The 22,222-nt window shown below is 43.6% G+C and carries 22 protein-coding genes and 1 pseudogene; 17 read left to right on the top strand and 6 right to left on the bottom strand.

Going from position 1 to position 22,222, the window contains the following annotated elements; all coding sequences use genetic code 11:
- Window positions 1-17: 17 nt before the first annotated feature.
- Window positions 18-1,079, bottom strand: a complete 1,062-nt coding sequence (locus AC3A14_RS05230; RefSeq protein ID WP_318731334.1) for a mannose-1-phosphate guanylyltransferase — start codon at window positions 1,077-1,079, stop codon at window positions 18-20.
- A 224-nt stretch (window positions 1,080-1,303) separates the two neighbouring features.
- Here AC3A14_RS05230 and AC3A14_RS05235 point away from each other — a divergent pair, with 224 nt between their 5' ends.
- From AC3A14_RS05235 to AC3A14_RS05250, 4 genes and pseudogenes are all read left to right on the top strand, one after another.
- Window positions 1,304-1,537: an element excision factor XisH family protein gene (locus tag AC3A14_RS05235; RefSeq protein WP_318731333.1), complete on the top strand. Its 234-nt coding sequence runs from the start codon at window positions 1,304-1,306 to the stop codon at window positions 1,535-1,537.
- A 19-nt stretch (window positions 1,538-1,556) separates the two neighbouring features.
- Window positions 1,557-1,823 (top strand): annotated as a pseudogene (locus AC3A14_RS05240) (element excision factor XisI family protein).
- 154 nt (window positions 1,824-1,977) lie between these two features.
- Window positions 1,978-3,498 (top strand): WD40 domain-containing protein, encoded by a 1,521-nt coding sequence (locus AC3A14_RS05245; RefSeq protein ID WP_318731332.1) that lies wholly within the window; start codon window positions 1,978-1,980, stop codon window positions 3,496-3,498.
- Window positions 3,499-3,597: 99 nt separating this feature from the next.
- Window positions 3,598-4,941 carry an LCP family protein gene (locus AC3A14_RS05250; protein ID WP_318731331.1) on the top strand — a complete coding sequence of 448 codons (1,344 nt, stop codon included), beginning with the start codon at window positions 3,598-3,600 and terminating at the stop codon, window positions 4,939-4,941.
- A 108-nt stretch (window positions 4,942-5,049) separates the two neighbouring features.
- Here AC3A14_RS05250 and rppA read toward each other — a convergent pair whose 3' ends face one another.
- Complete coding sequence (rppA, locus tag AC3A14_RS05255) at window positions 5,050-5,727, bottom strand: two-component system response regulator RppA (RefSeq protein ID WP_318731330.1); 678 nt, start codon at window positions 5,725-5,727, stop codon at window positions 5,050-5,052.
- A gap of 146 nt (window positions 5,728-5,873) precedes the next feature.
- Between rppA and mgtE the strand changes: the two genes are divergently transcribed.
- The gene (gene mgtE / locus AC3A14_RS05260; RefSeq protein ID WP_318731329.1) at window positions 5,874-7,280 is read left to right on the top strand and encodes a magnesium transporter; all 1,407 of its coding nucleotides are present in this window, start codon (window positions 5,874-5,876) and stop codon (window positions 7,278-7,280) included.
- A 63-nt stretch (window positions 7,281-7,343) separates the two neighbouring features.
- On the opposite strand, the gene rpiA is transcribed toward mgtE, so the two are convergent.
- Entirely contained in the window at window positions 7,344-8,051 is a 708-nt protein-coding gene (gene rpiA / locus AC3A14_RS05265; RefSeq protein ID WP_318699444.1) for a ribose-5-phosphate isomerase RpiA, read from the bottom strand.
- 281 nt (window positions 8,052-8,332) lie between these two features.
- On the opposite strand from rpiA, the gene AC3A14_RS05270 reads away from it, so the two are divergent.
- From AC3A14_RS05270 to AC3A14_RS05300, 7 genes are all read left to right on the top strand, one after another.
- The gene (locus AC3A14_RS05270; protein ID WP_318719779.1) at window positions 8,333-9,781 is read left to right on the top strand and encodes a hybrid sensor histidine kinase/response regulator; all 1,449 of its coding nucleotides are present in this window, start codon (window positions 8,333-8,335) and stop codon (window positions 9,779-9,781) included.
- Window positions 9,774-10,187: a response regulator gene (locus tag AC3A14_RS05275; protein ID WP_318699446.1), complete on the top strand. Its 414-nt coding sequence runs from the start codon at window positions 9,774-9,776 to the stop codon at window positions 10,185-10,187. The genes AC3A14_RS05270 and AC3A14_RS05275 overlap by 8 nt, the downstream gene beginning before the upstream one ends.
- 61 nt (window positions 10,188-10,248) lie before the next feature.
- Window positions 10,249-12,048 (top strand): adenylate/guanylate cyclase domain-containing protein, encoded by a 1,800-nt coding sequence (locus AC3A14_RS05280; RefSeq protein ID WP_318719780.1) that lies wholly within the window; start codon window positions 10,249-10,251, stop codon window positions 12,046-12,048.
- A gap of 2 nt (window positions 12,049-12,050) precedes the next feature.
- Window positions 12,051-12,713 carry a glutathione S-transferase gene (locus tag AC3A14_RS05285; RefSeq protein ID WP_318731328.1) on the top strand — a complete coding sequence of 221 codons (663 nt, stop codon included), beginning with the start codon at window positions 12,051-12,053 and terminating at the stop codon, window positions 12,711-12,713.
- A 242-nt stretch (window positions 12,714-12,955) separates the two neighbouring features.
- The gene (gene glgB / locus AC3A14_RS05290; RefSeq protein WP_318731327.1) at window positions 12,956-15,295 is read left to right on the top strand and encodes a 1,4-alpha-glucan branching enzyme; all 2,340 of its coding nucleotides are present in this window, start codon (window positions 12,956-12,958) and stop codon (window positions 15,293-15,295) included.
- 85 nt (window positions 15,296-15,380) lie between these two features.
- Entirely contained in the window at window positions 15,381-15,584 is a 204-nt protein-coding gene (locus AC3A14_RS05295; RefSeq protein WP_318731326.1) for an element excision factor XisH family protein, read from the top strand.
- Window positions 15,572-15,907, top strand: coding sequence for a XisI protein (locus AC3A14_RS05300; protein WP_318731325.1), 336 nt, complete (start codon window positions 15,572-15,574; stop codon window positions 15,905-15,907). The genes AC3A14_RS05295 and AC3A14_RS05300 overlap by 13 nt, the downstream gene beginning before the upstream one ends.
- Window positions 15,908-15,963: 56 nt before the next feature.
- On the opposite strand, the gene AC3A14_RS05305 is transcribed toward AC3A14_RS05300, so the two are convergent.
- Both AC3A14_RS05305 and AC3A14_RS05310 read right to left on the bottom strand, forming a co-directional pair.
- Entirely contained in the window at window positions 15,964-16,350 is a 387-nt protein-coding gene (locus AC3A14_RS05305) for an alr0857 family protein (RefSeq protein WP_318731324.1), read from the bottom strand.
- Window positions 16,351-16,355: 5 nt separating this feature from the next.
- Window positions 16,356-16,886, bottom strand: a complete 531-nt coding sequence (locus tag AC3A14_RS05310) for an HNH endonuclease (RefSeq protein WP_318731323.1) — start codon at window positions 16,884-16,886, stop codon at window positions 16,356-16,358.
- Between the two features lie 411 nt (window positions 16,887-17,297).
- Here AC3A14_RS05310 and AC3A14_RS05315 point away from each other — a divergent pair, with 411 nt between their 5' ends.
- The 3 genes from AC3A14_RS05315 (at window position 17,298) to AC3A14_RS05325 (ending at window position 18,554) form a co-directional block, all read left to right on the top strand.
- The gene (locus AC3A14_RS05315) at window positions 17,298-17,630 is read left to right on the top strand and encodes a ribbon-helix-helix domain-containing protein (protein ID WP_271944900.1); all 333 of its coding nucleotides are present in this window, start codon (window positions 17,298-17,300) and stop codon (window positions 17,628-17,630) included.
- A gap of 148 nt (window positions 17,631-17,778) precedes the next feature.
- Window positions 17,779-18,072 (top strand): hypothetical protein, encoded by a 294-nt coding sequence (locus tag AC3A14_RS05320; RefSeq protein WP_318699453.1) that lies wholly within the window; start codon window positions 17,779-17,781, stop codon window positions 18,070-18,072.
- Between the two features lie 197 nt (window positions 18,073-18,269).
- Entirely contained in the window at window positions 18,270-18,554 is a 285-nt protein-coding gene (locus AC3A14_RS05325; RefSeq protein WP_318699454.1) for a hypothetical protein, read from the top strand.
- A gap of 128 nt (window positions 18,555-18,682) precedes the next feature.
- On the opposite strand, the gene AC3A14_RS05330 is transcribed toward AC3A14_RS05325, so the two are convergent.
- On the bottom strand, window positions 18,683-19,525 hold the full coding sequence (locus AC3A14_RS05330) for an SPFH domain-containing protein (RefSeq protein ID WP_318699455.1): 843 nt from the start codon (window positions 19,523-19,525) through the stop codon (window positions 18,683-18,685).
- Between the two features lie 114 nt (window positions 19,526-19,639).
- Between AC3A14_RS05330 and AC3A14_RS05335 the strand changes: the two genes are divergently transcribed.
- Together AC3A14_RS05335 and AC3A14_RS05340 are read left to right on the top strand one after the other, a co-directional pair.
- Entirely contained in the window at window positions 19,640-20,293 is a 654-nt protein-coding gene (locus AC3A14_RS05335) for a class I SAM-dependent methyltransferase (protein ID WP_318699456.1), read from the top strand.
- Window positions 20,294-20,316: 23 nt separating this feature from the next.
- Window positions 20,317-22,146: an ATP-binding protein gene (locus tag AC3A14_RS05340; protein ID WP_318731322.1), complete on the top strand. Its 1,830-nt coding sequence runs from the start codon at window positions 20,317-20,319 to the stop codon at window positions 22,144-22,146.
- Window positions 22,147-22,222: the final 76 nt, after the last annotated feature.

The raw sequence follows: 22,222 nt of genomic DNA on the forward strand, positions 1-22,222 counted from the left end.
GGGATACTGTCTTAGTTTTAAAGCAAATTCTGATATTTGGGATTTTCTTTGAGCAGTCCGAGCACTTTTTTAATGTCTTGGGTGCGCTCTTTGTTGACGATTAAGGTGGCATTCCCATCCCGGACAATGACGATATCTTCTAAGCCAATCGTCACGACTAAACCCTCTGGATCGCGATCGTAAACGATCGCCCCCTGAGTATCCAGGCTGACATGGTTCCCTAGCTCTAAATTCGGCTGCGCTCCTTGCAATAAGCGAGCCATGGCGTTCCAGTCTCCCAGGTCATCCCAGCCAAAATCAGCCGGTAAAATATAGGCGAGTTGGGTTTTCTCCATCAAAGCATAATCAATCGAAATCTTCGGTAAGTCGCCATAGGCGGCTTTACCCTGGTTTTGCAGAGGGGTTAAGATGTCTGGCGCATGGGTGGCTAACTCCTGCAACACCACCCCAGCGCGGAAAATGAACATGCCACTATTCCAACTAAAGTTACCTTGGGCGATGAACTGTTCGGCGGTGGTGAGGTCCGGTTTTTCGGTGAAGCGTTGCACCCGATACACGGGTAAATCGAGATAGCTGCCTTTGGGTTCTCCCTGTTCAATATAGCCGTAGCCGGTGGAGGGGTAAGCAGGTTTGATGCCTAGGGTAACAATCGCTTCTTCTGTGGCTGCGAGTTCTACGGCTGCTTGAATGGTTTTCTCGAAGGCGGGATAATCTCCAATCCAATGATCTGCGGGGAAAAATCCAATGACTGCATCTTTACCATAGCGCTTGGCAATTTCGAGGGTTGTCCAAGCCACTGCTGGCGCGGTATCTCGACCTTCCGGTTCTGCCAGAAGGTTTTCTGGAGGCAGTTGGGCTAACTGTTCTTGCACGCCATCTGCCAGTTGGCTAGAGGTGCAGATCCATAGTTTATCCCAACCGGGGGCGAGTTGAACCAGGCGATCGGCAGTTGTTTGCAACAGACTCGAACCGGTTCCATCCAAACTCAGAAACTGCTTGGGCCGATGTTTGCGACTCAGGGGCCAAAAGCGCTCTCCTTTTCCCCCAGCTAAAATCACAGGCACAACGGTATGAGACATGGTGCAGAACTCCTTCAGGTTGCAAGGTTCAACTGTGGCTATCGTAGCATTCAATTATGGCGCTGCGCGCTGGTAATGGGTAATGGGTCAACCCTTTTTTCCTGAAAATTTTAAATGATGAAATATTAGTGAGTTGAGGAAATTTTAGACCGACTCTCTTGAGGGATTTTATCATATGAGATAAAATAGAAGTTAATAAATTCCTTATTCCCTAACTGCTGACCATGCCAGCAAGAGATTTATTTCATGAGTTAGTAAGGACTGCTCTTGAACATGAAGGGTGGACAATTACTCACGATCCCTATCCTATTGATTTAGGCGTTGTTGATTTTTATATCGATCTGGGTGCAGAGCGGTTAATTGCGGCTACCAAGAATGAGGATAAAATTGCTGTAGAAGTCGAGACTTTTCTAGCTTCTTCAACAATTAGAGCGGGCGAAACGGCGATCGCCGAATGATCCGGTAAAAAGTCAGACCATTTTCGATCGCGAGGGCGATCATTATCAACTGGTGAGCGTTGGATGGAAAGATAACCAGAGACGGATCTATGGCTGTGTGTTGTATGTTGACATCATCGACGGCAAAATTTGGATACAACATGATGGCACGGAAGATGCGATCGCGTAAGTGATGCGGAGCATTATCGCCGATCGGTGAGCTGCTAAGGGAGTCCCGAAGCAGGAGATTGTTTTAGCTTATCATCCCCCTCATCTCCGCCAGTATACAGACTTTGCAGTGGGGTAATAAATGGGTAAGCTGACAACATTTGGGTGCGAGAAGTGTAAAGAAACCAGGTTTCTAGCTCTTCATCTTTCCTCACGATCGCAACGTGATATTATAGACAAAGAGAGTAAGTGCATTACCCTTGTCCTCTGTTCAAGGTTGAGATCGGGACACAATGAGTACCATAGAACAGGCTTGGCAACTTTTCGGCCTCAAGCGGGGTGCAGACCTGAAGACCATAAAAAAAGCGTATCGTCAACTGGCAAAACAGTGGCATCCGGATCAGTTTGTTGGAGATGAGTCTGCTATCAAACAAGCGGAAACAAAAATTAAGGAAATCAATCAGGCTTACGAGTTAATCAAACAGGAATTATTGGAACCCACCTCTGCTAGGGTTCAATTGAAGACTGAAAAAACAAATCCGGATTTCTATTATCAGCAAGGAGTCATCAATGCAGAATTGGAGGATTATCCAGAGGCAATTGAGGATTTTACCCACGCGATTAAATTAGATGAGAATTATCTCAAAGCCTATCAATATCGAGCGTTTCTCTATGAAAAGTTAGGGTATATCTATAGAGCGGAAGCGGATTTTCTCAAGGTGAAGCAGATTAAGCTGCAACAAACGACTGCTTCAGCGAGTTCTCCCGCTAAACCCCCTTCCACAGAAGAGTCGGTTCAAGAACCAAAAGCTCCTTCTCCAGGGACTTCTCCAACTGAACCTCTGGAAGAGGAAGAAGCCATTCCAGAACAGGAAGCGACCCCAAATCAAGACAGTATTCATCCTTCAAGTTGGCAGTGTATTCACATTCTGGCAGACCATAAGGATGGTGTCAGCTCTTGCGCGATGAGTGCCCAAGGTTTAGTTATTAGTGGCAGTTATGACTGTACGGTTAAACTCTGGAATTTGAAAACTGGAGATCTTTTAAAAACGATTGAGGCTCATAGCGATCGCGTCAATGCTGTTGCTCTATCTGCTGATGGTCAATCTTTTGCCAGTGCTTGTCAAAATGGAACGATCAAAGCTTGGAAACTGGGCAAAGGTAAGGTAGAAGAAATTTTCAGATTGGAGGCCCATCAAGCTGCTGTTACTTGTATTCAGTTTAGCGTGAACGGTGAGTTGTTAATCACGGGATCTGAAGATAAAACGGTCAAAATATGGAATACTGAAACCGGTCAACTGCTGAAAAATTTGACTGGATATTCGGCCCATCTCATGGATCTGGCGTTATCTGCGGATGGCAGATATTTTGCCAGTAGCGCTTTAGAACCTTTGGTGAGAATTCGACAGATAGCAGATGGAAAATTAGTCCGTTCGGTGAAAAGTCCATCGGCAATTTCATCTCTAGCGTTTAGTCCCGATGGGTTAATGTTGGCAACAGCAGGATATAATCATCAGATTCATCTTTGGAAAGTTCCGAATTATACGAAACTCTGGTCAGCTCATCAGGGTTCTCCCATTTTATCTCTGGCTTTTAGTTTCCATCAACCTTTAATTGCTAGTGGCGGTGAAGATAAAGCGATTAAATTATGGCATACTCAAACTGGAGAATTGTTAGAGAGCATTAGAGAACATGATGGAGCCATCACTGCACTGCAATTTTTAGCCCATCCTAAACTGCAAGTTCTCCTCAGTAGTAGTGAGGATGGAACGGTGAAAATTTGGAAAACCGAAAGGTTGAATCCAGAACGATGATCGGGTTACCGTTTTGAGAGAATTTATAAGGATCTCCTTGAGTCGGTGTAGCTCTATGTCACAATAGCCTTTGATTGTTGATTGTATAGGTTCACGGACTTGTCTGGACTGATTGACTATTCTTCTGGTAAAGATTCATGGGATCGAGGCTCTAGGGTAATCCAAGCCAATCAGGTCTTATTCTGGTGCTATGTCATTATTATCACTGCCTTAATCTCCGCTACATTGGGGGCGATCGCCGCTTTGCTAGTCCCCAAACAACTGATTACCATGGTGCAAGAGGAACCCCAAGAACAAGCGCCTCTGGTGAATTTGGGGTACCCCTTTCAATATCGTCTCAGGCGATCGATGAATCTGTTGATCATGGGAGTCGATCGCGGATCGAGTCCTGGTTTTAGGGGTCGCAGCGATACGATCTTGCTCTTGCGTATTGACCCGAAAACCCAAACGATTAACTTGCTCTCCATTCCCAGGGATACCCAAGTGCAAGTTCCCCAACTGGGAGAGCGTAAAATCAATGAAGTCAACTTTTTAGGCGGTCCAGAGGTCACTATTGATGCAATTGAAGACCTGCTTAAGGGAATTCAGATCGATCGCTACATTCGCATTCAAAGAGGAGCCTTAACTGAATTAGTCGATCGCCTGGGAGGACTAGAGGTTTATGTCCCCCAACCCATGTCCTACATCGATTATACCCAAGGCTTAACCATTGAACTCCTTCCTGGATGGCAAACCTTAAGTGGTCAACAAGCAGAGGATTTTGTCCGCTTTCGGGGGGATGCGCTCGGTGATATTGGTCGGGTACAACGTCAACAATTACTCCTCAAAGCCCTCCAGCAACGGCTCAAAAATCCTGTGGTTATTCCCCGGCTTGCGCAAATGCTGAGAACCATGGAACCCTATATCGATACCAACTTGAGTCCAGAAGAAAGAATTGCCCTGATGCAGTTTACCCTGGACATGGACAACGAGGCTCTGAAAATGATCATGCTCCCCGGTTCTTCCCAATTCTCCCCTTTCGAGAATACCAGTTATTGGATTATGGACGACGATGGCCGCGATCGCATCCTCCGAGAATATTTTCGGCAGTTTTGGAGGGGAAACGTTTGGGATACCCCAGATTATAGTGTTTCCACCGGTCGAGACCCCACCACCCTCAGAATTGCCATTCAAAACGCCACGACTCAACCCGAATTAGCCCATCAAGTTGCCGATTATTTAGAATCGAAAGGCTATTATGACCTCTATTTTATCCCCGATTGGCCCCACCCCCTAAAAAACACTCAAGTCGTTGTCCAAAAAGGAGATATTAAAGGCGGAGAAATCCTATTAGAAGAATTGGGAATCGGTACGTTAGAAGCTATGTCAACTGGAGATTTAAGCTCCGATCTAACCTTAAGAATTGGACAAGATTGGTTATCCGATCCCTCCCCCAATCCTTAGATATTGCTGTTATCCCTCCTCTGAATTAGGAGAATTAACAGACGTTTGGGATGATTTTGAGTGCGATGAGAATAAGAAAACGATAATTAGGGATATATTTACTCTATTTTAATCAGCTAGGCTGCCAAACCGATAGCCTTTGCCATAAACGGTATGAATTAAGGAGGGTTCTCCAGGTAACTCGATTTTTCGACGCAGTAAACGCACTTGAGCAGCTAAAACATTACTATTAGGTAATTCCTCGGTACTCCAGGTAGCTCGATAAATTTGGTTATGGGTGAGGAGTTGACCGGGATGTTGCATAAAATAGGCGAGCAGATGACATTCTTTTTGGGATAATGGGATTAAGTGTCCCTGGCGATCGCCCATTTGATTATCGAGATCTAATCGTAAGTCTTCCACCTGCAATACTGAATGGTGAGCAGTCGAAAAACGGCGCAATAATGCCCGTACCCTAGCTAAGAATTCCCGCAACTCAAAGGGCTTAATCATATAATCATCTGCCCCACTATCGAGTCCCATCACGCGATCGTCTAAGGTATCTTTTGCGGTGAGAAATAGAACTGGGGTAGCCAATTGGCTATTACGCAGCGATCGGCAAATGTCTAGCCCCGATCGATGGGGTAACATCCAATCGAGAATGAGCAAATTATAGTCTCCAGTGGTCGCTAACTGTTCTCCCTGCTCTCCATTCGTGGCAATATCGACTTCATATCCTTCTCGCCTAAGGACTTGACTGAGGGACTCGGTTAACGCAACTTCATCATCAACTAACAGAATTTTCATCTCAATTAAAAATGGGTAATAGGTAATGGGTAATGGGTAATCTCCATTTTCCCATCTTCCCCACTTCCCCATTCCCTTCTCTATAAATCCGGCACAAGACCCACTAAACTAGATCCAGCCATCAACTCAGTTTAGGAGGGGAACCCGTGACTGAAGAAACAACAACCTCCCTGCCCTCTCGTCGTGAGTTACGAGAATTGGTGCGCCAACAACTGCAAGCCCTCCTGGAAACAGAAGATTATAAGGGGGCTAAAGCGATTTTAGTGCCTGTGCGGCCGGCTGATATCGCAGAAGCCATTGAAGGGTTACCAGAGGGAATGCAGGCGATCGCCTTTCGGTTACTCTCGAAAGCAGAGGCGATCGATGTTTACGAAAATCTCGACTCTTCAGTGCAACAGTCCCTCTTAGAAAAATTTCAGCGCCAAGAAGTAATCGATATTGTTGATAAGATGTCTCCTGATGACCGAGCGAGGCTGTTTGACGAACTCCCTGCCAAAATTGTCAGACGGGTACTCGATCATATGAGTCCCTCAGAACGGGCGACAACGAACTTACTTCTGGGTTATGAACCGGATACAGCGGGTCGGATCATGACCCCAGAATATATCTCATTGAAGGAAGAGTATACGGTTAGCCAGAGTATTGAACGAATTCGGAACCTGTCCCATGTGAGTGAAACGGTCTTTTATTTGTATGTCACCGATAGTGCCCGTCGTCTGACTGGAATTGTCTCCCTACGAGATTTAATCATCACCCAACCCGATCGGAAAATTGGTGAAGTGATGACTAGCGATACCGTTTTTGTACACACCAATACCGATCAGGAAGAAGTCGCTCGACTCATTCAGCGCTATGATTTTTTAGCTGTTCCTGTGGTAGACCGGGAAGAACGATTGGTAGGCATTATCACCGTTGATGATGTAATTGATATCATTGAGCGGGAAGCTACGGAAGATATTTATGCCTTTGGGGGGGTTCAGTCCGATGGTGACAATTATTTCCAGATGAGCTTATGGCGGGTAGCTCAACGACGGGTGATGTGGCTGCTGATTTTATTGGGAACTAATGCAGTCACTGGGTTTATTATTCGATCGCAGGAAGAATTAATTGTTCGATATGCTGTCCTTTCGGCCTTTATTCCCCTATTGACGGGAACTGGGGGGAATGTGGGATCGCAGTCCTCAACAGTGGTCATTCGAGGGCTGAATACGGACGAAATTCGCTCTCTAGGTATGTCTCAAGTGGTGATCCGGGAGGGATTAGCCGGATCGATTTTAGGCGTAACCCTGGGCATTTTAGCCACCCTAGGAGCGCTATTTTTGCTCAAGGTTAACTTCGCCATTGCGATCGCTGTGGGAATCTCCTTGTTAGGGATTTCGATTTTAGCATCTGTAGCCGGTTCCGGATTACCCTTTATCTTTCGCTCTCTAGGTCTCGATCCAGCCCTGATGTCTGCACCGTTTATTACCACGGCGGTTGACGTTTTGGGGGTCTTGATTTATTTCAATATTGCCCGGTTGATCTTAAATTTAGGGTCTTCGGGAGTGCTTTAAGGGGGGAATAGGGAATAGGTAAATCAGGTCTATTACCCATTACCTATTGCCAGCGCGTAGCGCTTAAAACTCCCGAACTGAGGGTTGACCCTCCTTAACCTCTCCAACTAGGATCGCATCAGCCACACCAACAAACAGCCCATTTTCTAGGACTCCAGGAATATTATTAATCGTTTTTTCCAGTTCAGTCGGGTTGTCAATCGAGTCAAATTTGACATCAATGACCATATTACCTTGGTCTGTGATCACTGGCCCTGCTTTTTTTACTCCCATCCGCAGTTGGGGTTTACCGCCGAGTTTTGTTAAGGCTTTCATCACAGTTGTCATAGCCATGGGCATCACTTCAACGGGTAGGAGAAAGGTCGAGCCAAGGCGATCGACGAGCTTACCAGAATCTACTACTACAATAAATTGGTCGGCCAAGGTATCGACAATTTTTTCGCGGGTGTGGGCAGCGCCTCCGCCTTTAATCAAGTTTTTGTTAGGATCGACTTCATCAGCGCCATCAATGGCAAGATCCATGCGATCGATTACATCTAGGGTAGTTAAGGGGATACCATATTCTCTAGCTAGAACTTCCGCTTGAAAGGAGGTGGGAATGCCAAGAATATTTTCAATTTCGCCCGATTTTAGGCGATCGCCGATATATTCAATGGCATAAGCAGTGGTTGATCCGGTTCCTAAGCCAACAATCATCCCTGATTTTACCTTGGATGCTGCGGCTTTACCCACCTCTTGTTTCATCAACTTTACTGGATCGGTTGTGGTCATAGGTTCAAGTGTGCTTCTGAATTAGAGTTTTGTACGACGACCTGTGGCTCTACAATGGGGTCAAGCCTAGGTACTGTTTAGTCTACTATCTGGGGGTTACCCTGCGAGCATCAGATTATCGAGAGATGGACAAACCGGAGACTTTCCTGAAGATCTCCCGGAGCCAATCTCCTAGATTGGTCTCTCGTCAGCCTAGCTTAGTCTGCTTGCAGGCACTTCTGGCACCGGTTCAAGCCTTAAACTTTAGTTTGTTATTGGACTTCCCTTATTTCTTTAAACGTATGAATTCTCAGCCATTTTCATCTCCTAAAGCCGATATTTTAGTCGTTGATGATACTCCAGAAAATCTCAGACTTATGGTGAAAATTCTGCGTGAAAACTCCTATAAAGTCCGACCAGTACCCAGTGGGAATTTAGCCCTTTCTGCCATTGAAGCAAGTCCTCCTGATTTAATTCTTCTCGATATCATGATGCCGGAGATCAGTGGTTATGAAGTCTGTCAACGGCTCAAAAATAATCCCAAAACCCAATCGATACCCATCATTTTCATCAGCGCTATGAATGAAGTCTTCGATAAAGTCAAAGGATTTCATTTGGGAGCCGTTGATTATATTACCAAGCCCTTTGAAATTGATGAAGTTTTAGTGCGAGTAAAAACCCATTTAGACAACATCTTTTTGCAAAATCAACTCCAGCAGAAAAATCAAGAACTAGAACTAACCCTAGAACAACTGAAATTAACCCAGTCCCAGTTAATTCAATCCGAGAAAATGGCCGCCCTAGGACAACTCATTGCTGGAGTTGCCCATGAAATCAATACTCCCCTAGGCGCAATTCGGGCATCTGTAGATAACCTAACTCAATTTTTTGATCGCACTCTCGAAGAGTTACCTTATTTTTTTGAAACCATGACAGTCGATCGAAAAAAATTCTTCTATCAACTTAGCAATCAAATAGACCAATCTAACGATCATATATCGAGTAGAGAAAAACGAAAAAATCGAAAGGGATTAGTTCGCCAGCTTGAAGCTTATCACATTCCTGAAGCTGACGCGATCGCTGACACCTTAGTCGATATAGGAATTTATGACAAAATTACCGATATTATTCCTGAACTGGCCAAGCCAGAAAACGATAAAATCCTCAATATGGTCTATCAAATTTCTAGTATTCAGAAAAGCGTAAAAACAGTCTCTACGGCTACCGATCAAGCTGCAAAAGTTGTTTTCGCTCTCAAATGTTATGCCCGACACGATTTACATAATAGTAAAGAACTCGCCCAGATTAATTCAGGAATAGAAACAGTGCTGACTTTATATCAAAATAAGCTCAAAAAAGGAATTGATGTGGTTAAAAACTACAAAGATACTCCACCAATTTGGTGCTATCCAGATGAACTACATCAGGTTTGGACTAACTTAATCCATAATGCTCTGCAAGCCATGAACTATCAAGGAACCCTTTTCATTGATGTTTTCCCAGAGAAACAGCATGTTCATGTCAAAATTGCCGATACAGGTCCAGGGATATCCTCGGAAAATATGCCCCGAATATTTGATGCTTTTTTTACGACGAAGTCCCCAGGGGAAGGAAGTGGATTAGGATTGGATATCGTCAAAAAAATTATTCATAAGCATCAAGGTAAAATAGACGTGAACTCAGTTCCTGGGAATACTCAATTTATCGTTTCCTTACCCTTATCCACTCAGGAGGTGAATTCCCATGCCTAAGCCCATTATTTTATGTGTTGATGATGAAAGTGTCGTTCTTAATAGTCTGAAAATTCAACTTAAAAATGCTTTCTTAGATAACTATATTTATGAACTAGCAGAAAGTGCCGATGAAGCATGGGAGATTATTGAAGAACTCCAAGAAACGGATAATCATTTAATTGTCATTGTCTCCGATTGGCTTATGCCTGGTGTAAAAGGGGATGAGTTTTTAATTCATGTTCATCAAAAATTCCCGAAAGTAATTAAGGTAATGTTGACAGGACAAGCCGATCAGTCAGCTATTGAGCGAGCGCAAAAACATGCCAACCTTTATCAACATATAGCCAAACCTTGGAAACAGGATAAATTAATCGAAACCATCAAATCAGGACTCCAAAAAGTTCAGATGTATGGCCAAGAGTAAGTTTCGTCTTATTCCAAAAAGTAAACTGATTTTACTTGATTTTTTCTGACTCAAATTCGTTATGAATAAACCGGTAATTTTATGTGTCGATGACGAGCATTTTATTTTAGATAGTCTCAAGAGAATGTTGAGACGGGAATTTGGTAAATCTTATCAAGTAGAGTTGGCGGAAAATGGGAGTGGTGCTTTAGAAGTTATCCACAAATGTTTAGCAGAAAATAATGAAGTAGTTCTGGTCATTTCTGATTATATGATGCCCAGAATGAAAGGAGATGAACTGCTGCAAAAAATTCATGAGATTTGCCCTAAAACGATTAAAATTATGCTGACTGGGCAAGCCGATATTGAAGGGATTCGTAAGGTTGTCAATTATGCGAATTTATATCGATATTTGACCAAGCCTTGGCAAATTGAAGATTTGCGCTTAACCATTCGGGAAGCGCTGAATAGCTATTCCCAAGAACAAATGTTAATTGAGACTAATATTCAGTTACAAAAAGCAAATTCAGATCTAGAAAATCTCAATCAAGAACAAGCTCATTTAATTGAATCTTTGAAACAGGCAGAAGATAAATATCGTAGAATTTTTGAAAGTGCTTTAGAAGGAGTTTTTCAAGCGACTCCTGATGGAAAATATATTAGTGCTAATCCAGCTTTAGCTAGAATTTACGGTTATGATTCCCCAGAGGATCTAATCAATGGGATTGTTAATATAGAAGAACAACTCTATGTCGATCGAGAACAGCGACAAAACTTTCTGGAATTAATGGACTCAAATCATGAAGTTTCAGGATTTGAGTCTGAGGTGTATCGGAAAGATGGGACAGTAATTTGGATTTCTGAAAATGCCCGTAGTGTCTACGATAAAGAAGGGAATTTTCTCTATTATCAAGGTTTTATTGAGGAAATTACTGAGCGCAAATCAGCAGAAGCCGAACGACAACAGTTTATTGAAGATATGTTTGAGGTCAATACGAACTTAGAAATTGCCTTAAGTGACTTAGAAAATGCCTTGAACTTAGAGGTGGAACTCAAAAATGCTTACGGTCGATTTGTGCCTCAAGAATTTATTCAGCTTTTGCACAAAGAGAGTATCTTGGATGTAGATATCGGTAATCATGTTCAGCAGGAAATGTCAATTGTATTTTCTGATATCCGAGACTTCACGAGTTTATCAGAAGCCATGAGTCCTGAAGATAATTTTAAGTTTATTAATGCTTATTTGTCTCGAATGGAGACTCCAATTGTTGAGAATAATGGATTTATTGATAAGTATATTGGAGATGCCATTATGGCCATCTTTCATGGTAGTGCAGATAATGCCCTGCAAGCAGCAATTGCTATGCTCAATGAACTCAATAGCTATAATGAAACACGCGGTCGTCCAGGACGACCTAAACTCAAAATTGGGATTGGCATTAATACAGGTTTAATGATGATTGGAACTGTAGGGGGTAAAAACCGTATGGATAGTACAGTTATTAGTGATGCCGTTAATTTAGCTTCCCGACTAGAAGGACTGACCAAAAATTATCAGGTTCCTTTACTCATTTCTGAACATACTTTTTTACGCCTTCAACATGACTCTAACTATCAAATCAGAATTATTGATAAGGTGAGAGTGAAAGGCAAATCGGAACGGGTTTCTGTGTTTGAAGTTTTTAATGCCGATCCGGTGTCTACTCGAAGGGCGAAAATGCAAACAAAAACAGTATTTGAACAAGGGTTAACCTATTACTATTTGCAGCAATTTCATCAAGCTGCTGAATATTTTGAAGAATGTTTACGACTTTGTCCAGAAGACAAGGTAGCGGAAATTTACTTTAACCAAGTGATTGAATATCTTTATGGAAAGGAATAGGAATGCGTCTACTGCAATTTAGTACCTCTCATTATTGTCGCAAAGCTCGCTTAATTCTAGGCTATAAGAAAATTACTTATGACGTAGAAAACCTAACTCCTGGGGTTCATATTCTGCGCGTTAAACCCCTAACTGGGGGGCAAACTGTGCCAGTACTGTTATCAGAGAACCAAGCTATTGGGGATTCGACTGAAATTTGGCACTATCTGGAGAAAGAGCATCCCGATCGCACTCTAATTTTAGGCGATCGCCACCAACACCAGCAAGCCGAACTCCTCGAAGACTGGCTCGACGAAAGTCTAGGCGTTGCCACCCGCTTCATTTACTATCACTATCGCTCTGGAGAGGGAAAATCCATCGATCCCTCCTGGTTCAGCCAAGCTGTCATTCAAATTGTCAAACAACAATATAACATCGGCCCTCGTGCCGTTGCCCTCGCCAGGAGTCGCCTAGAATTAGGCCTGAAAATCCTAGGCGACTCCTGGCAACATCAGCCCTATCTTGTTAGCCAACAGATTAGTATTGCCGATATTGCAGCCGCGGCTCTCCTCAGTCCCCTAGCCCTGATTCCCCACTACAGAACCCAATATCCCTGGTTATTTCAAAGAATAGAGGAAATCCATCAACTTTGTGGGGAAGCCTTACCCCCAGGGTTAGGGAGCTAGGGGAATAGATGAATGGGAGGAATGGGCGATTAACCCTTACTCATTCCCCATTCACCTGATTCCCAAAGCCAACCTTTAAAGGTAATGTGATACAGTCCCCAGGGTTATCCCCCAATCCCCAAATTCTTCCCTATTGGTATAGGATTTATGGTCAAATATAAAGAAAATGTAATCATCCCGACCCAGTTGGGGACACCCACCAAACCCAATCAAATTTCTTAAACTTAAGGAAGGATAATTAAATGTCAATGACCATTGCCACCGACCAAATTGATCGCATTGTATGGAACCAACATCATGACCCCTTTGAAGTTCTTGGCCCCCACAAAATAGAAAATAACGGTAAATCAACCTGGGTCGTGCGAGCCTATCAACCCAACGCCGAATCTGTATCCGTGGTACTGCCGGAAAAACGCCAAGAATACCCCATGCAGTCGGTACATAATCCCCACTTCTTCGAGTGCAACATTGACATCCCCGAACTAAGTAACTACCAACTGCGAATCAAAGAAGGCGAACACGAGCGCATCATCTACGACCCCTACGCCTTCAAATCGCCCAAACTCACCGAATTTGATATTCACCTGTTTGCCGAAGGAAACCATCACCGCATCTACGAAAAACTCGGCGCTCACCTCATGACTGTTGATGGCGTAAAAGGAGTTTACTTTGCCGTTTGGGCCCCCAACGCCAGAAACGTCTCCGTTCTTGGCACCTTCAACAACTGGGATGGCCGTCAGCACCAAATGCGACGCACAGGTAATGGAGTCTGGGAACTCTTCATTCCTGACCTGGGTGTAAACACCCTTTACAAATACGAAATCAAAAACCCTCACGGACACATCTACGAAAAATCAGACCCCTATGGGTTCCAACAAGAAGTCCGGCCGAAAACCAGCTCTATCGTCACTGACCTAGATGACTACACCTGGAATGATGACGATTGGATGGAAGAGAGACGCAATACTGACCCCTTAAACAAACCGGTTTCTGTCTACGAACTCCATTTAGGGTCATGGCTCCATGCATCTTCAGAAGAACCCGCTAAACTACCCAATGGTGAAACTGAACCGGTTGTCATCACTTCAGAACTCAACCCTGGTGGTCGCTTCCTCACCTATCGCGAACTGGCTCATACACTAATTCCCTACGTTAAAGAACTAGGTTTTACCCATATTGAACTACTTCCCGTCGCCGAACACCCCTTTGATGGTAGTTGGGGTTACCAAGTCACGGGTTATTATGCCGCGACCTCCCGGTTTGGAACGCCCCAAGATTTCATGTACTTTGTCGATCAATGTCACCAAAACGGCATTGGAGTCTTAGTAGACTGGGTTCCCGGACACTTCCCCAAAGATGGTCATGGTTTGGCCTTTTTTGATGGCACCCATCTCTACGAACATGCTGACCCTCGGAAAGGAGAACATAAGGAATGGGGAACCTTAGTGTTTAACTATGGACGCAATGAAGTCCGCAACTTTTTAGTCGCTAATGCCCTATTCTGGTATGACAAATTCCACATTGATGGAATGCGCGTCGATGCGGTTGCTTCCATGCTCTATCTCAATTATCTGCGTAAGGATGGGGAATGGGTCGCCAACCAATATGGCGGCCATGAACATATTGAAGCGGCTGATTTCCTGCGTCAAGTCAACCATTGTTTATTTAGCTATTTCCCTGGAACGATTTCTGTGGCGGAAGAATCCACATCTTGGCCAATGGTGTCTTGGCCAACTTATGTGGGTGGTTTGGGCTTCAATTTGAAGTGGAACATGGGCTGGATGCACGATATGTTGGACTATTTCAGTCTCGATCCCTGGTTCCGCCAGTTCCATCAAAACAATGTCACGTTCAGCATTATGTATCACTATAGTGAGAACTTTATGCTGGCGCTCTCCCATGATGAGGTGGTGCATTGCAAGAGTAGCATTATTGGTAAGATGCCCGGGCCAACCGATGACCCGAACCATTGGCAAAAATTTGCTAGTGTGCGCGCTCTGTTTAGTTATATGTATGCTCACCCTGGCAAAAAAACTTTGTTTATGGGCATGGAGTTTGGCCAGTGGAATGAGTGGAATGTGTGGAGCGATTTAGAGTGGTATTTGTTGCAGTATGAAGAGCATCAAAAACTGAAGAAGTTTATGAGTGAGGTTAATGCTCTATATCGTAGCGAGCCGGCTCTTTATACTCAGGATTTTAATCAAGAAGGGTTCTCTTGGATTGATTGTAATGATAATAATCATAGTGTGGTTTCTTTTATCCGTCGGGATAAGGAATCCGATGATTTTTTGGTGATTGTTTGTAACTTTACGCCTCAACCCCATTCCCACTACCGCATTGGAGTTCCTGAACCGGGATTCTATACGGAGTTGTTTAATAGTGATTCCTATGAGTTTGGCGGTAGCAATATGGGGAATTTGGGGGGTAAATGGACGGATGAGTGGTGGTTCCATAATTATCCCTATTCGGTTGAGTTGTGCTTACCTCCGTTAGGGGTGTTGTATTTGAAGTTGGATCGGGAAAAAACTCAGGCTGCGTTTCAGGTAGATGCGGTTGAAGTTGGAGAGGCTGAAGCGGTGTAAAGGCTAATGTCTTCTATAAGTGACGGCTAAAAATTAACCTTGGTTAAAGGCTCGGTTCCCTAAATAACGGGGACTGGGTTTTTTCTTGCGCTTCGAGTACAGACATGGAATATATCAAAGCATCCTGGCAGAACTGCAACCGGAACGGATGCTCTATCTTGCGGTTCCCAAACGAACGTATGAAACGATTTTGACTGAAAAGCTAGGTCAACTCATTTTAAGAGATTGGGAGATCAAACTGATCGTTTTTGATGATGTGGAACGGAGGATTATTCAATGGATACCCTAGAGAACTATCGTGAACTGGTTCGTAATCCGATCCTCAAATATGGGCAATATAAACCGTCTAATGGGGAGATTGAACCGGAAGCGATCTTAGATTTGGAGCGCGATCGCTATGAACTGATGAATGTCGGTTGGGATAACCAGCGGCGCGTCCATGGTTCTGTTATTCATATTGATATTATTGAGGGCAAAATCTGGATTCAACACGACGGAACCAATATTTCAGTGGCGGAAGAGTTGGTAGAGTTAGGTGTTCCTCCACAGGATATTATTTTAGGCTTCCATCCTCCCCATGTACGTCAATACACTGATTTTGGTGTGGCTTGAATATGCGATCGCTCAACGGAAAAAGCCCCAGGCGATCGCGCTAGGGGCTTTTGAAATTAATTTTTCATCGCGGTTTGGGTTTTAGATGCCATCCACAGATGGAAGAGAAAGAACTCCGTACGATCGCCTAATTCAACCAAGAAGATTCCTTCTTCTGCTTGAGGATTAGACGTTAACCACGTGCCTCGTAAGCTGACTTCCATGTAATCGCAATCTACCCGATCTAACGTAATCCGGTCATCAACCTGATGGCGTACCTGGGTTTCTAATAAGCGCATTTCTGGTAAATCCGCAGGCAGTAGGAAAGAGGCTGTTGTCTTGTCTAGGGAGATTGGCTCACCCACGCGCAATAGAAATGTTAAGCGAGCGGTGACCCAATCTTCCAAGGATGTGGCAAAGCGCTCTAGATGAAAATCATTATCTAAATAGGTTAACTTCAACATATTTCCTAGCCTCCATACGCATCCAGGTCTCTTTGATGTTCTCTCCAGAACTGTTCCGCAAACGCCACAGCCGGGTGGATTGGTGCTTTCGGTTGAGTTCGTAGTTTAAGGCCGGATTGTTCTGGGGTGCGATCGCCCTTGCGAGAATTACAAGATTGACAAGCAATCACCACATTATCCCAACTGTGTTGACCTCCTTTTGACCGAGGGATCACATGATCGATCGTCAAATTCTTCTTACTACCACAGTATTGGCACATTTGTTTATCTCGCCGTAACAGCTCTTTTCGGTTAACGGGCGGTGTTTTCCAAATGCCCTCTGTCCCCGCAAAAGTCAATCGGATATGTTCAGGAACCATCAGTACTAAATTAGGAGAGCGAACCATCCATTCTTGTCCTTTGACTAAATCTAAAGGTTCGGCTTTTCCAGTCACCAAAAGGGCGATCGCTCGTTTAAGATCGATCTGACTGACGGGTAAGTAGTTCTTAGAAAATACGACTACCGATTGACTTAAAACATGGGTTGCACTGGTCACGACTAAGTTCCTCATAAAATTACCCCCGCTTCGGGTTAGGAACGAAGCGGGGGTAAACACAACAGGAGAATGCTTTGAGTTTTACCCAGGTACACTCTCTAATTTGTACCTTTGGCTTCGCTGATCGGCTCGGATGTTTGCCTGTAGCACATCCTGGATTATGGTATCCCAGGGTTCAGAATGATTTCTAAAACCGCAAGATATCTCGATGGTTCCTATATTCTTACTTCGATCGCCCATTTCTCCATAGAGACTTAGGCCACATAAGCCGTATTGATCGCGGCTATGGTTAGAGTTGGTCGATCGGGCAAAATCAGGAATCACGGGAATTTTTGGCTGCAAGGTGTAAGGATTGACTTTTAAATACTACACTGATATTACAGAGTTGTCCACCCATTGAGGAAAAAAATCATGTACACCCTCCCAAGAACATCAACAACCGATATGGAAGTTACGAGCATCCGCTTAGAAAAAGAACTCAAACAACAGCTCAAGAAACTGGCTGGCAATCAGGGCTATCAAGCTATGGTGCGAGATATTCTGTGGAATTATGTGCAACAGCGATCGGATGACTATCAATGTCAATATTATCCGGAAGACATTCGCTCTACTATAGAGGCGATCGCTCATCAAGAAGAACGCTGTGCCATTACTGGCAATCCCATTCACCCCAATCAACCCATGTTACTCGGACTCACTCATCACGGGGAGTTTGTTCCCCTCAGTCCTCGCGCTCTGCCATAGCCCTTCAAACTTGGATCAACTCGTAGTAAACCTCTGAGGTTCTGTTCCTGCTTCGTTCCCTTTATTCTACCGAAGCAGGACGGTGTTTTCATGCTCCATTAAGGGGTACAATGGTATCCAGGATAGAGTAGTGTGGAGTAAATCGCTGATGTATTCTGAAGACACAGACGCAACAGAAATTACATTTTTCTACGATACGGGAGAATCAGAAGCTTTTAGTTTACCCATTGCTCCAGAGGAGTTTCAAAAGCAGGTGAGTTTGCTCTTGGAACGCCCCTGGTTAACGTTTCATTTGTTCGATCGCACCATTTGGATCTGTATGGCTAGGGTGGTGAAAGTGGAGGTCAAACCTTCACTACCAGGTATTGTGGGCGTGGGCGTATTCCCCAGTGTGGAAGAAATGACTGCGATTCAACGGGGATCGAGGGGACGGTTTGTGTGATCGAAATTCCATGGCAAAGGGCGATCGCTCACTCAGATCCCTAGCTCAAGATCAATCGATTCTCTTCGAGAACTCACCAAATTAACTGGCATCAGTCACAGCCATTTGCACTTAACTCTGAGATGATTAAAGTATAAGAGTTAATCGCGGTCTACATCCGGATTGACCCTTACATTTCACCGATAGAGTTTGTGGATATGACAACTAGAGTGTTTGATTTTGAAGTCCTCTCTTACATTCATCCTAATGGAAGCCTACGCAAGTACGGTAGTTTAGAATGTCAGCGCTATGGCTGTGATTATCGGATTATTTCCCCGATTAATCGCCAGGATGCTTCTGCTGAAAAAGAAACCTATGAAGAGTTGATTGCTAAATTAAATCAAACTCGGATCAAGCGTATTAAAACTAAAGAAGATACAACCTTAGATGAAGCGTTTCGGATTGTTTTTCATTTAGCCAATTCCCAGGAAAAACAAGCTTAGGGAATAGGTAATGGATAATAGGGCAAACTCAGGTGTACCCGTTCCTTGAATAGTCCATAAACAGTGTTGTTTTATCAGCTTAATTCCATTACCGATTACCAGCGCTTCGCGCTATGTTGTTTAAGGGTTTAGCCATCAGGGTTGCCTTCCGATCCATTTCCCGGTGAGGATGTAGGAGGTAGATCAATTTTCTTCAATCCCGAACGTTCAGATTCCAGAAGATTGATTAGGGTCTCATTCAAAACGCTAGGATTCATAAAGAAAACCTTAGAGTTAGGACTAGCGGTAAGCTTTTCATTCGTATCTAGATAATGTCGGGCGATGATAAATTGGATAAATTCAGGGCTTCCAGAGTCCATTCCTAACGCCTCAGCCAAGATTTTCATCGATTGCGCTCCACCTTGGGCTTCAATAATCGAAGCCAGACGTTGGCTTTCCGCTGCTCGTTCTTTTTCCAAAGATTCAAGAATAGTTTTTGGCGGAGTAATATCTCGAACTTCTACTCGAATTAACTTCACTCCCCAAGAGTCAGTAATAGAGTCAATTTGTTCCAGCAAAGATTGATTAATTTCTTTGATTCCTGAAAAGGTTTGGCTCATTTCTAGGCGGCCAATTTCCCCTCGCAAATTAGTTAACACTAAGTTTTCTAAGGCATGTTCAATATCGTTAATGGCATAATAGGCACGTCTTAGGTTGACAATTTGCCAGTAAACGATCGCATCAACGGCTAACGATACATTATCTTTGGTGATTGTTTGTTGGGGAGGGACATCCAATAAACGCTCACTCATCAAGGCTCGAATCACGACTTTTTCCAGCAGCGGTATAATAAAATTTACCCCAGGGCCTAGGGTACGGTGATATTTGCCCAAGCGCTCAACTAAGCCTTGATAAGGTTCCGGAATGATGACTAGGGAACCCGATAGACAGGCGATCGCCACTAAAAAGAAAATAATAATACTGGGAATCATGGAACTATCCTGATCGCGCAAAGAAGGGAGAAGGCCAAACCTGAGGAATCCTTTATAGTGAAAAGGAACCCCTAATGATTTAAGTTTACAGGTTTAAGTTTTAATCGATTAACCATGCTCCTACACCCCCAAGACCGCACTAAACTTGATTCTAGCGACGATCTCCAGTTTTATGCTTTTCCTCGGTTCGTCACCCATGTGGATGAGGGGTTTATCCAGCAGTTAACTGACCTTTATCGCGATCGCCTCAAACCCCAGACCCGAATTTTAGATTTAATGAGTAGTTGGGTTTCCCATCTTCCTGAAGACATGACATTTGAGCATGTGGAAGGCCATGGTTTAAATGAAGAAGAGTTAGCCAAAAACCCCCGATTAAATCACTATTGGGTGCAAAACCTCAATCAAACTCTGCAACTGCCATTTGAGGATCGAAGCTTTGATGCGGTTCTCAATTGTGTCTCCATACAATATTTGCAATACCCCGATGCCATCTTTAGTGAAATTCACCGCATCCTAAAACCCGGTGGAGTTGTCATTGTCAGCTTTTCTAACCGCATGTTTTATCAAAAAGCGATTCAAATTTGGCGTGACGGTACAGATAAAACTCGCCTCAAACTTCTTAAACAATATATCCAATCAGTATCTGGATTTACAGAACCTGAATTCATTGTGCGTCTACCTAACGTTCCGACCCTCTTGCAACTCATGGGTTGGGGAGGAGGAGATCCCTTTTATTCCGCGATCGCCTACCGCCAAGATCCAACTTGAATCAATTATCATCACCGAACCTTATGCATCATAGCCTTACAGGACTCCTTGCACCCTCTGTTAACGATCCCATGTCTTCCGATCGCCCCCAATTCGATCTAGCGCTACCCAGTTCTAAAGAAGGATTATGGGATTGGAATCTACCCACTGGGCGCATATTTTTCAATACAAATTGGCAGAAAATTCTGGGATTTTCCGAATCCGAATTACCCCAAACCTTTAGCGAATTTGAAGCCTTAATTCATTCAGAGGATCTACCCATACATCAAGCCGCTCTCCAAGCCCATATTCAAGGGGGGACTGAATTTTATGAAAGTACCTACCGCTTACACTGCCCTAGTGGTGGCTATCGGTGGATTTTAGCCCGTGGATTATGTTATCGCTATAGTGATGGAACCCCTTATCGTTTAGCGGGTTCCCACACAGATGTTACTTCGTTTAAGAAAGCCCAGGAACAAGAATCTGTCCTCCGCTTAATTACCGATCAAATTCGCAGTAGTTTAAACTTAAAAACGATTTGGAAAACAGCCGTCGATCAAATTCAAAAACTTTTGGATGCCGATCGAGTACTCATTTACCAATTTGAACCGAACTGGAAAGGATCGGTGATTGTCGAAAAAGTAGTAGGCAACTGGGGATCGACCTTGGGAGAAGTTGGAGCAGATGATTGTTTTTCTCAAGACTATGCCAAGCTCTATAAAAATGGCAGAGTTAGAGTGATTCATGATATCTTAACCTCCCATTTGGATGAGTGTCATGTCAATTTCTTACAAAAATTTGATGTCCGTTCTAATCTGATTGTCCCGATTATTATCAAAGAAGAATTATGGGGTTTATTGATTGCCCATGAATGCAAGCGATCGCGCCGTTGGAAAGAATCAGAAGTTACCCTATTATCCCATGTAGCTAAACAGTTAGCGATTGCCATTTATCAAGCCAATTTGTACGATCAATCTCAGCAGGCAGTTCAAGAATCAGAAGAAAAGGCTCATGAATTAGAGCTGGCTTTGCTCAAACTGCAAAAAACTCAGGCTCAATTAATTGAAAGCGAGAAACAATCTTCTATTGGTCAATTGGTCGCTGGAATTGCCCATGAAATCAATAATCCCGTAAGCTTTATTTATGGAAATATTGATTTTGCCAAAGCCTATCTCAATGATTTGTTAGAATTAGTTCAGTTATACCAAAATACATTCCCTGAGCCAGGAAATGAGATTGAACATTTTTCTGAGGATATTGATTTAGAGTTCTTGCAAGATGATTGCATGGATTTATTAGACTCCATGAAGAACGGAGCTTCTCGGATTCGCGAAATTGTTTTATTTCTGAGGACATTTTCCCGATTAGATGAAGCTCAAATGAAACGAGTGAATCTCCATGATGGTATTGAAAGCACATTGATGATTGTGAATCATCGCTTACAGAAGAATGGTAATCGCCCAATGATTGAGGTGTGTAAAAACTATGGCGTTTTGCCTCCAGTTGAATGCTATGCTGGACAACTCAATCAAGTATTTATGAATATATTAGTCAATGCTATTGATGCGATTGATAGTGCCTGGGAACATTACTCCAATCGAGATAGTCCAGAAATTAGGATTACCACTGAAGATTGGCACATGGAATCTGTCAAAATATTGATTACTGATAATGGGGTGGGAATGTCAGACTTAATTCGCCAGCGTTTATTTACGCCCTTTTACAGTACCAAACCGGTTGGGAAAGGCAAAGGACTAGGCTTGAGTTTATGTCATGCTATTATTGTTGATCATCATGGGGGAAAATTATCCTGTGACTCTGAACCTGGAAAGGGCACAACATTTATCATTGAATTGCCCTTGCACCAGAGTTAAACTCTTCGCACTAGGGAATAGGCCTATGATATAGTGATTCTCTTCTATTGCTATTCGTACCTATTGCCTCAAACAA

It is taken from the genome of Roseofilum sp. (genome assembly GCF_982964205.1).

Bases quoted from the DNA above. Each gene is read 5' to 3' on its own strand.
- AC3A14_RS05230 (WP_318731334.1), bottom strand. From the start codon at position 1,079: ATGTCTCATACCGTTGTGCCTGTGATTTTAGCTGGGGGAAAAGGAGAG.
- AC3A14_RS05235 (WP_318731333.1), top strand. From the start codon at position 1,304: ATGCCAGCAAGAGATTTATTTCATGAGTTAGTAAGGACTGCTCTTGAA.
- AC3A14_RS05245 (WP_318731332.1), top strand. From the start codon at position 1,978: ATGAGTACCATAGAACAGGCTTGGCAACTTTTCGGCCTCAAGCGGGGT.
- rppA (WP_318731330.1), bottom strand. From the start codon at position 5,727: ATGAAAATTCTGTTAGTTGATGATGAAGTTGCGTTAACCGAGTCCCTC.
- rpiA (WP_318699444.1), bottom strand. From the start codon at position 8,051: ATGACCACAACCGATCCAGTAAAGTTGATGAAACAAGAGGTGGGTAAA.
- AC3A14_RS05270 (WP_318719779.1), top strand. From the start codon at position 8,333: ATGAATTCTCAGCCATTTTCATCTCCTAAAGCCGATATTTTAGTCGTT.
- AC3A14_RS05275 (WP_318699446.1), top strand. From the start codon at position 9,774: ATGCCTAAGCCCATTATTTTATGTGTTGATGATGAAAGTGTCGTTCTT.
- AC3A14_RS05280 (WP_318719780.1), top strand. From the start codon at position 10,249: ATGAATAAACCGGTAATTTTATGTGTCGATGACGAGCATTTTATTTTA.
- AC3A14_RS05285 (WP_318731328.1), top strand. From the start codon at position 12,051: ATGCGTCTACTGCAATTTAGTACCTCTCATTATTGTCGCAAAGCTCGC.
- glgB (WP_318731327.1), top strand. From the start codon at position 12,956: ATGTCAATGACCATTGCCACCGACCAAATTGATCGCATTGTATGGAAC.
- AC3A14_RS05300 (WP_318731325.1), top strand. From the start codon at position 15,572: ATGGATACCCTAGAGAACTATCGTGAACTGGTTCGTAATCCGATCCTC.
- AC3A14_RS05305 (WP_318731324.1), bottom strand. From the start codon at position 16,350: ATGTTGAAGTTAACCTATTTAGATAATGATTTTCATCTAGAGCGCTTT.
- AC3A14_RS05315 (WP_271944900.1), top strand. From the start codon at position 17,298: ATGTACACCCTCCCAAGAACATCAACAACCGATATGGAAGTTACGAGC.
- AC3A14_RS05320 (WP_318699453.1), top strand. From the start codon at position 17,779: ATGTATTCTGAAGACACAGACGCAACAGAAATTACATTTTTCTACGAT.
- AC3A14_RS05325 (WP_318699454.1), top strand. From the start codon at position 18,270: ATGACAACTAGAGTGTTTGATTTTGAAGTCCTCTCTTACATTCATCCT.
- AC3A14_RS05330 (WP_318699455.1), bottom strand. From the start codon at position 19,525: ATGATTCCCAGTATTATTATTTTCTTTTTAGTGGCGATCGCCTGTCTA.
- AC3A14_RS05335 (WP_318699456.1), top strand. From the start codon at position 19,640: ATGCTCCTACACCCCCAAGACCGCACTAAACTTGATTCTAGCGACGAT.
- AC3A14_RS05340 (WP_318731322.1), top strand. From the start codon at position 20,317: ATGCATCATAGCCTTACAGGACTCCTTGCACCCTCTGTTAACGATCCC.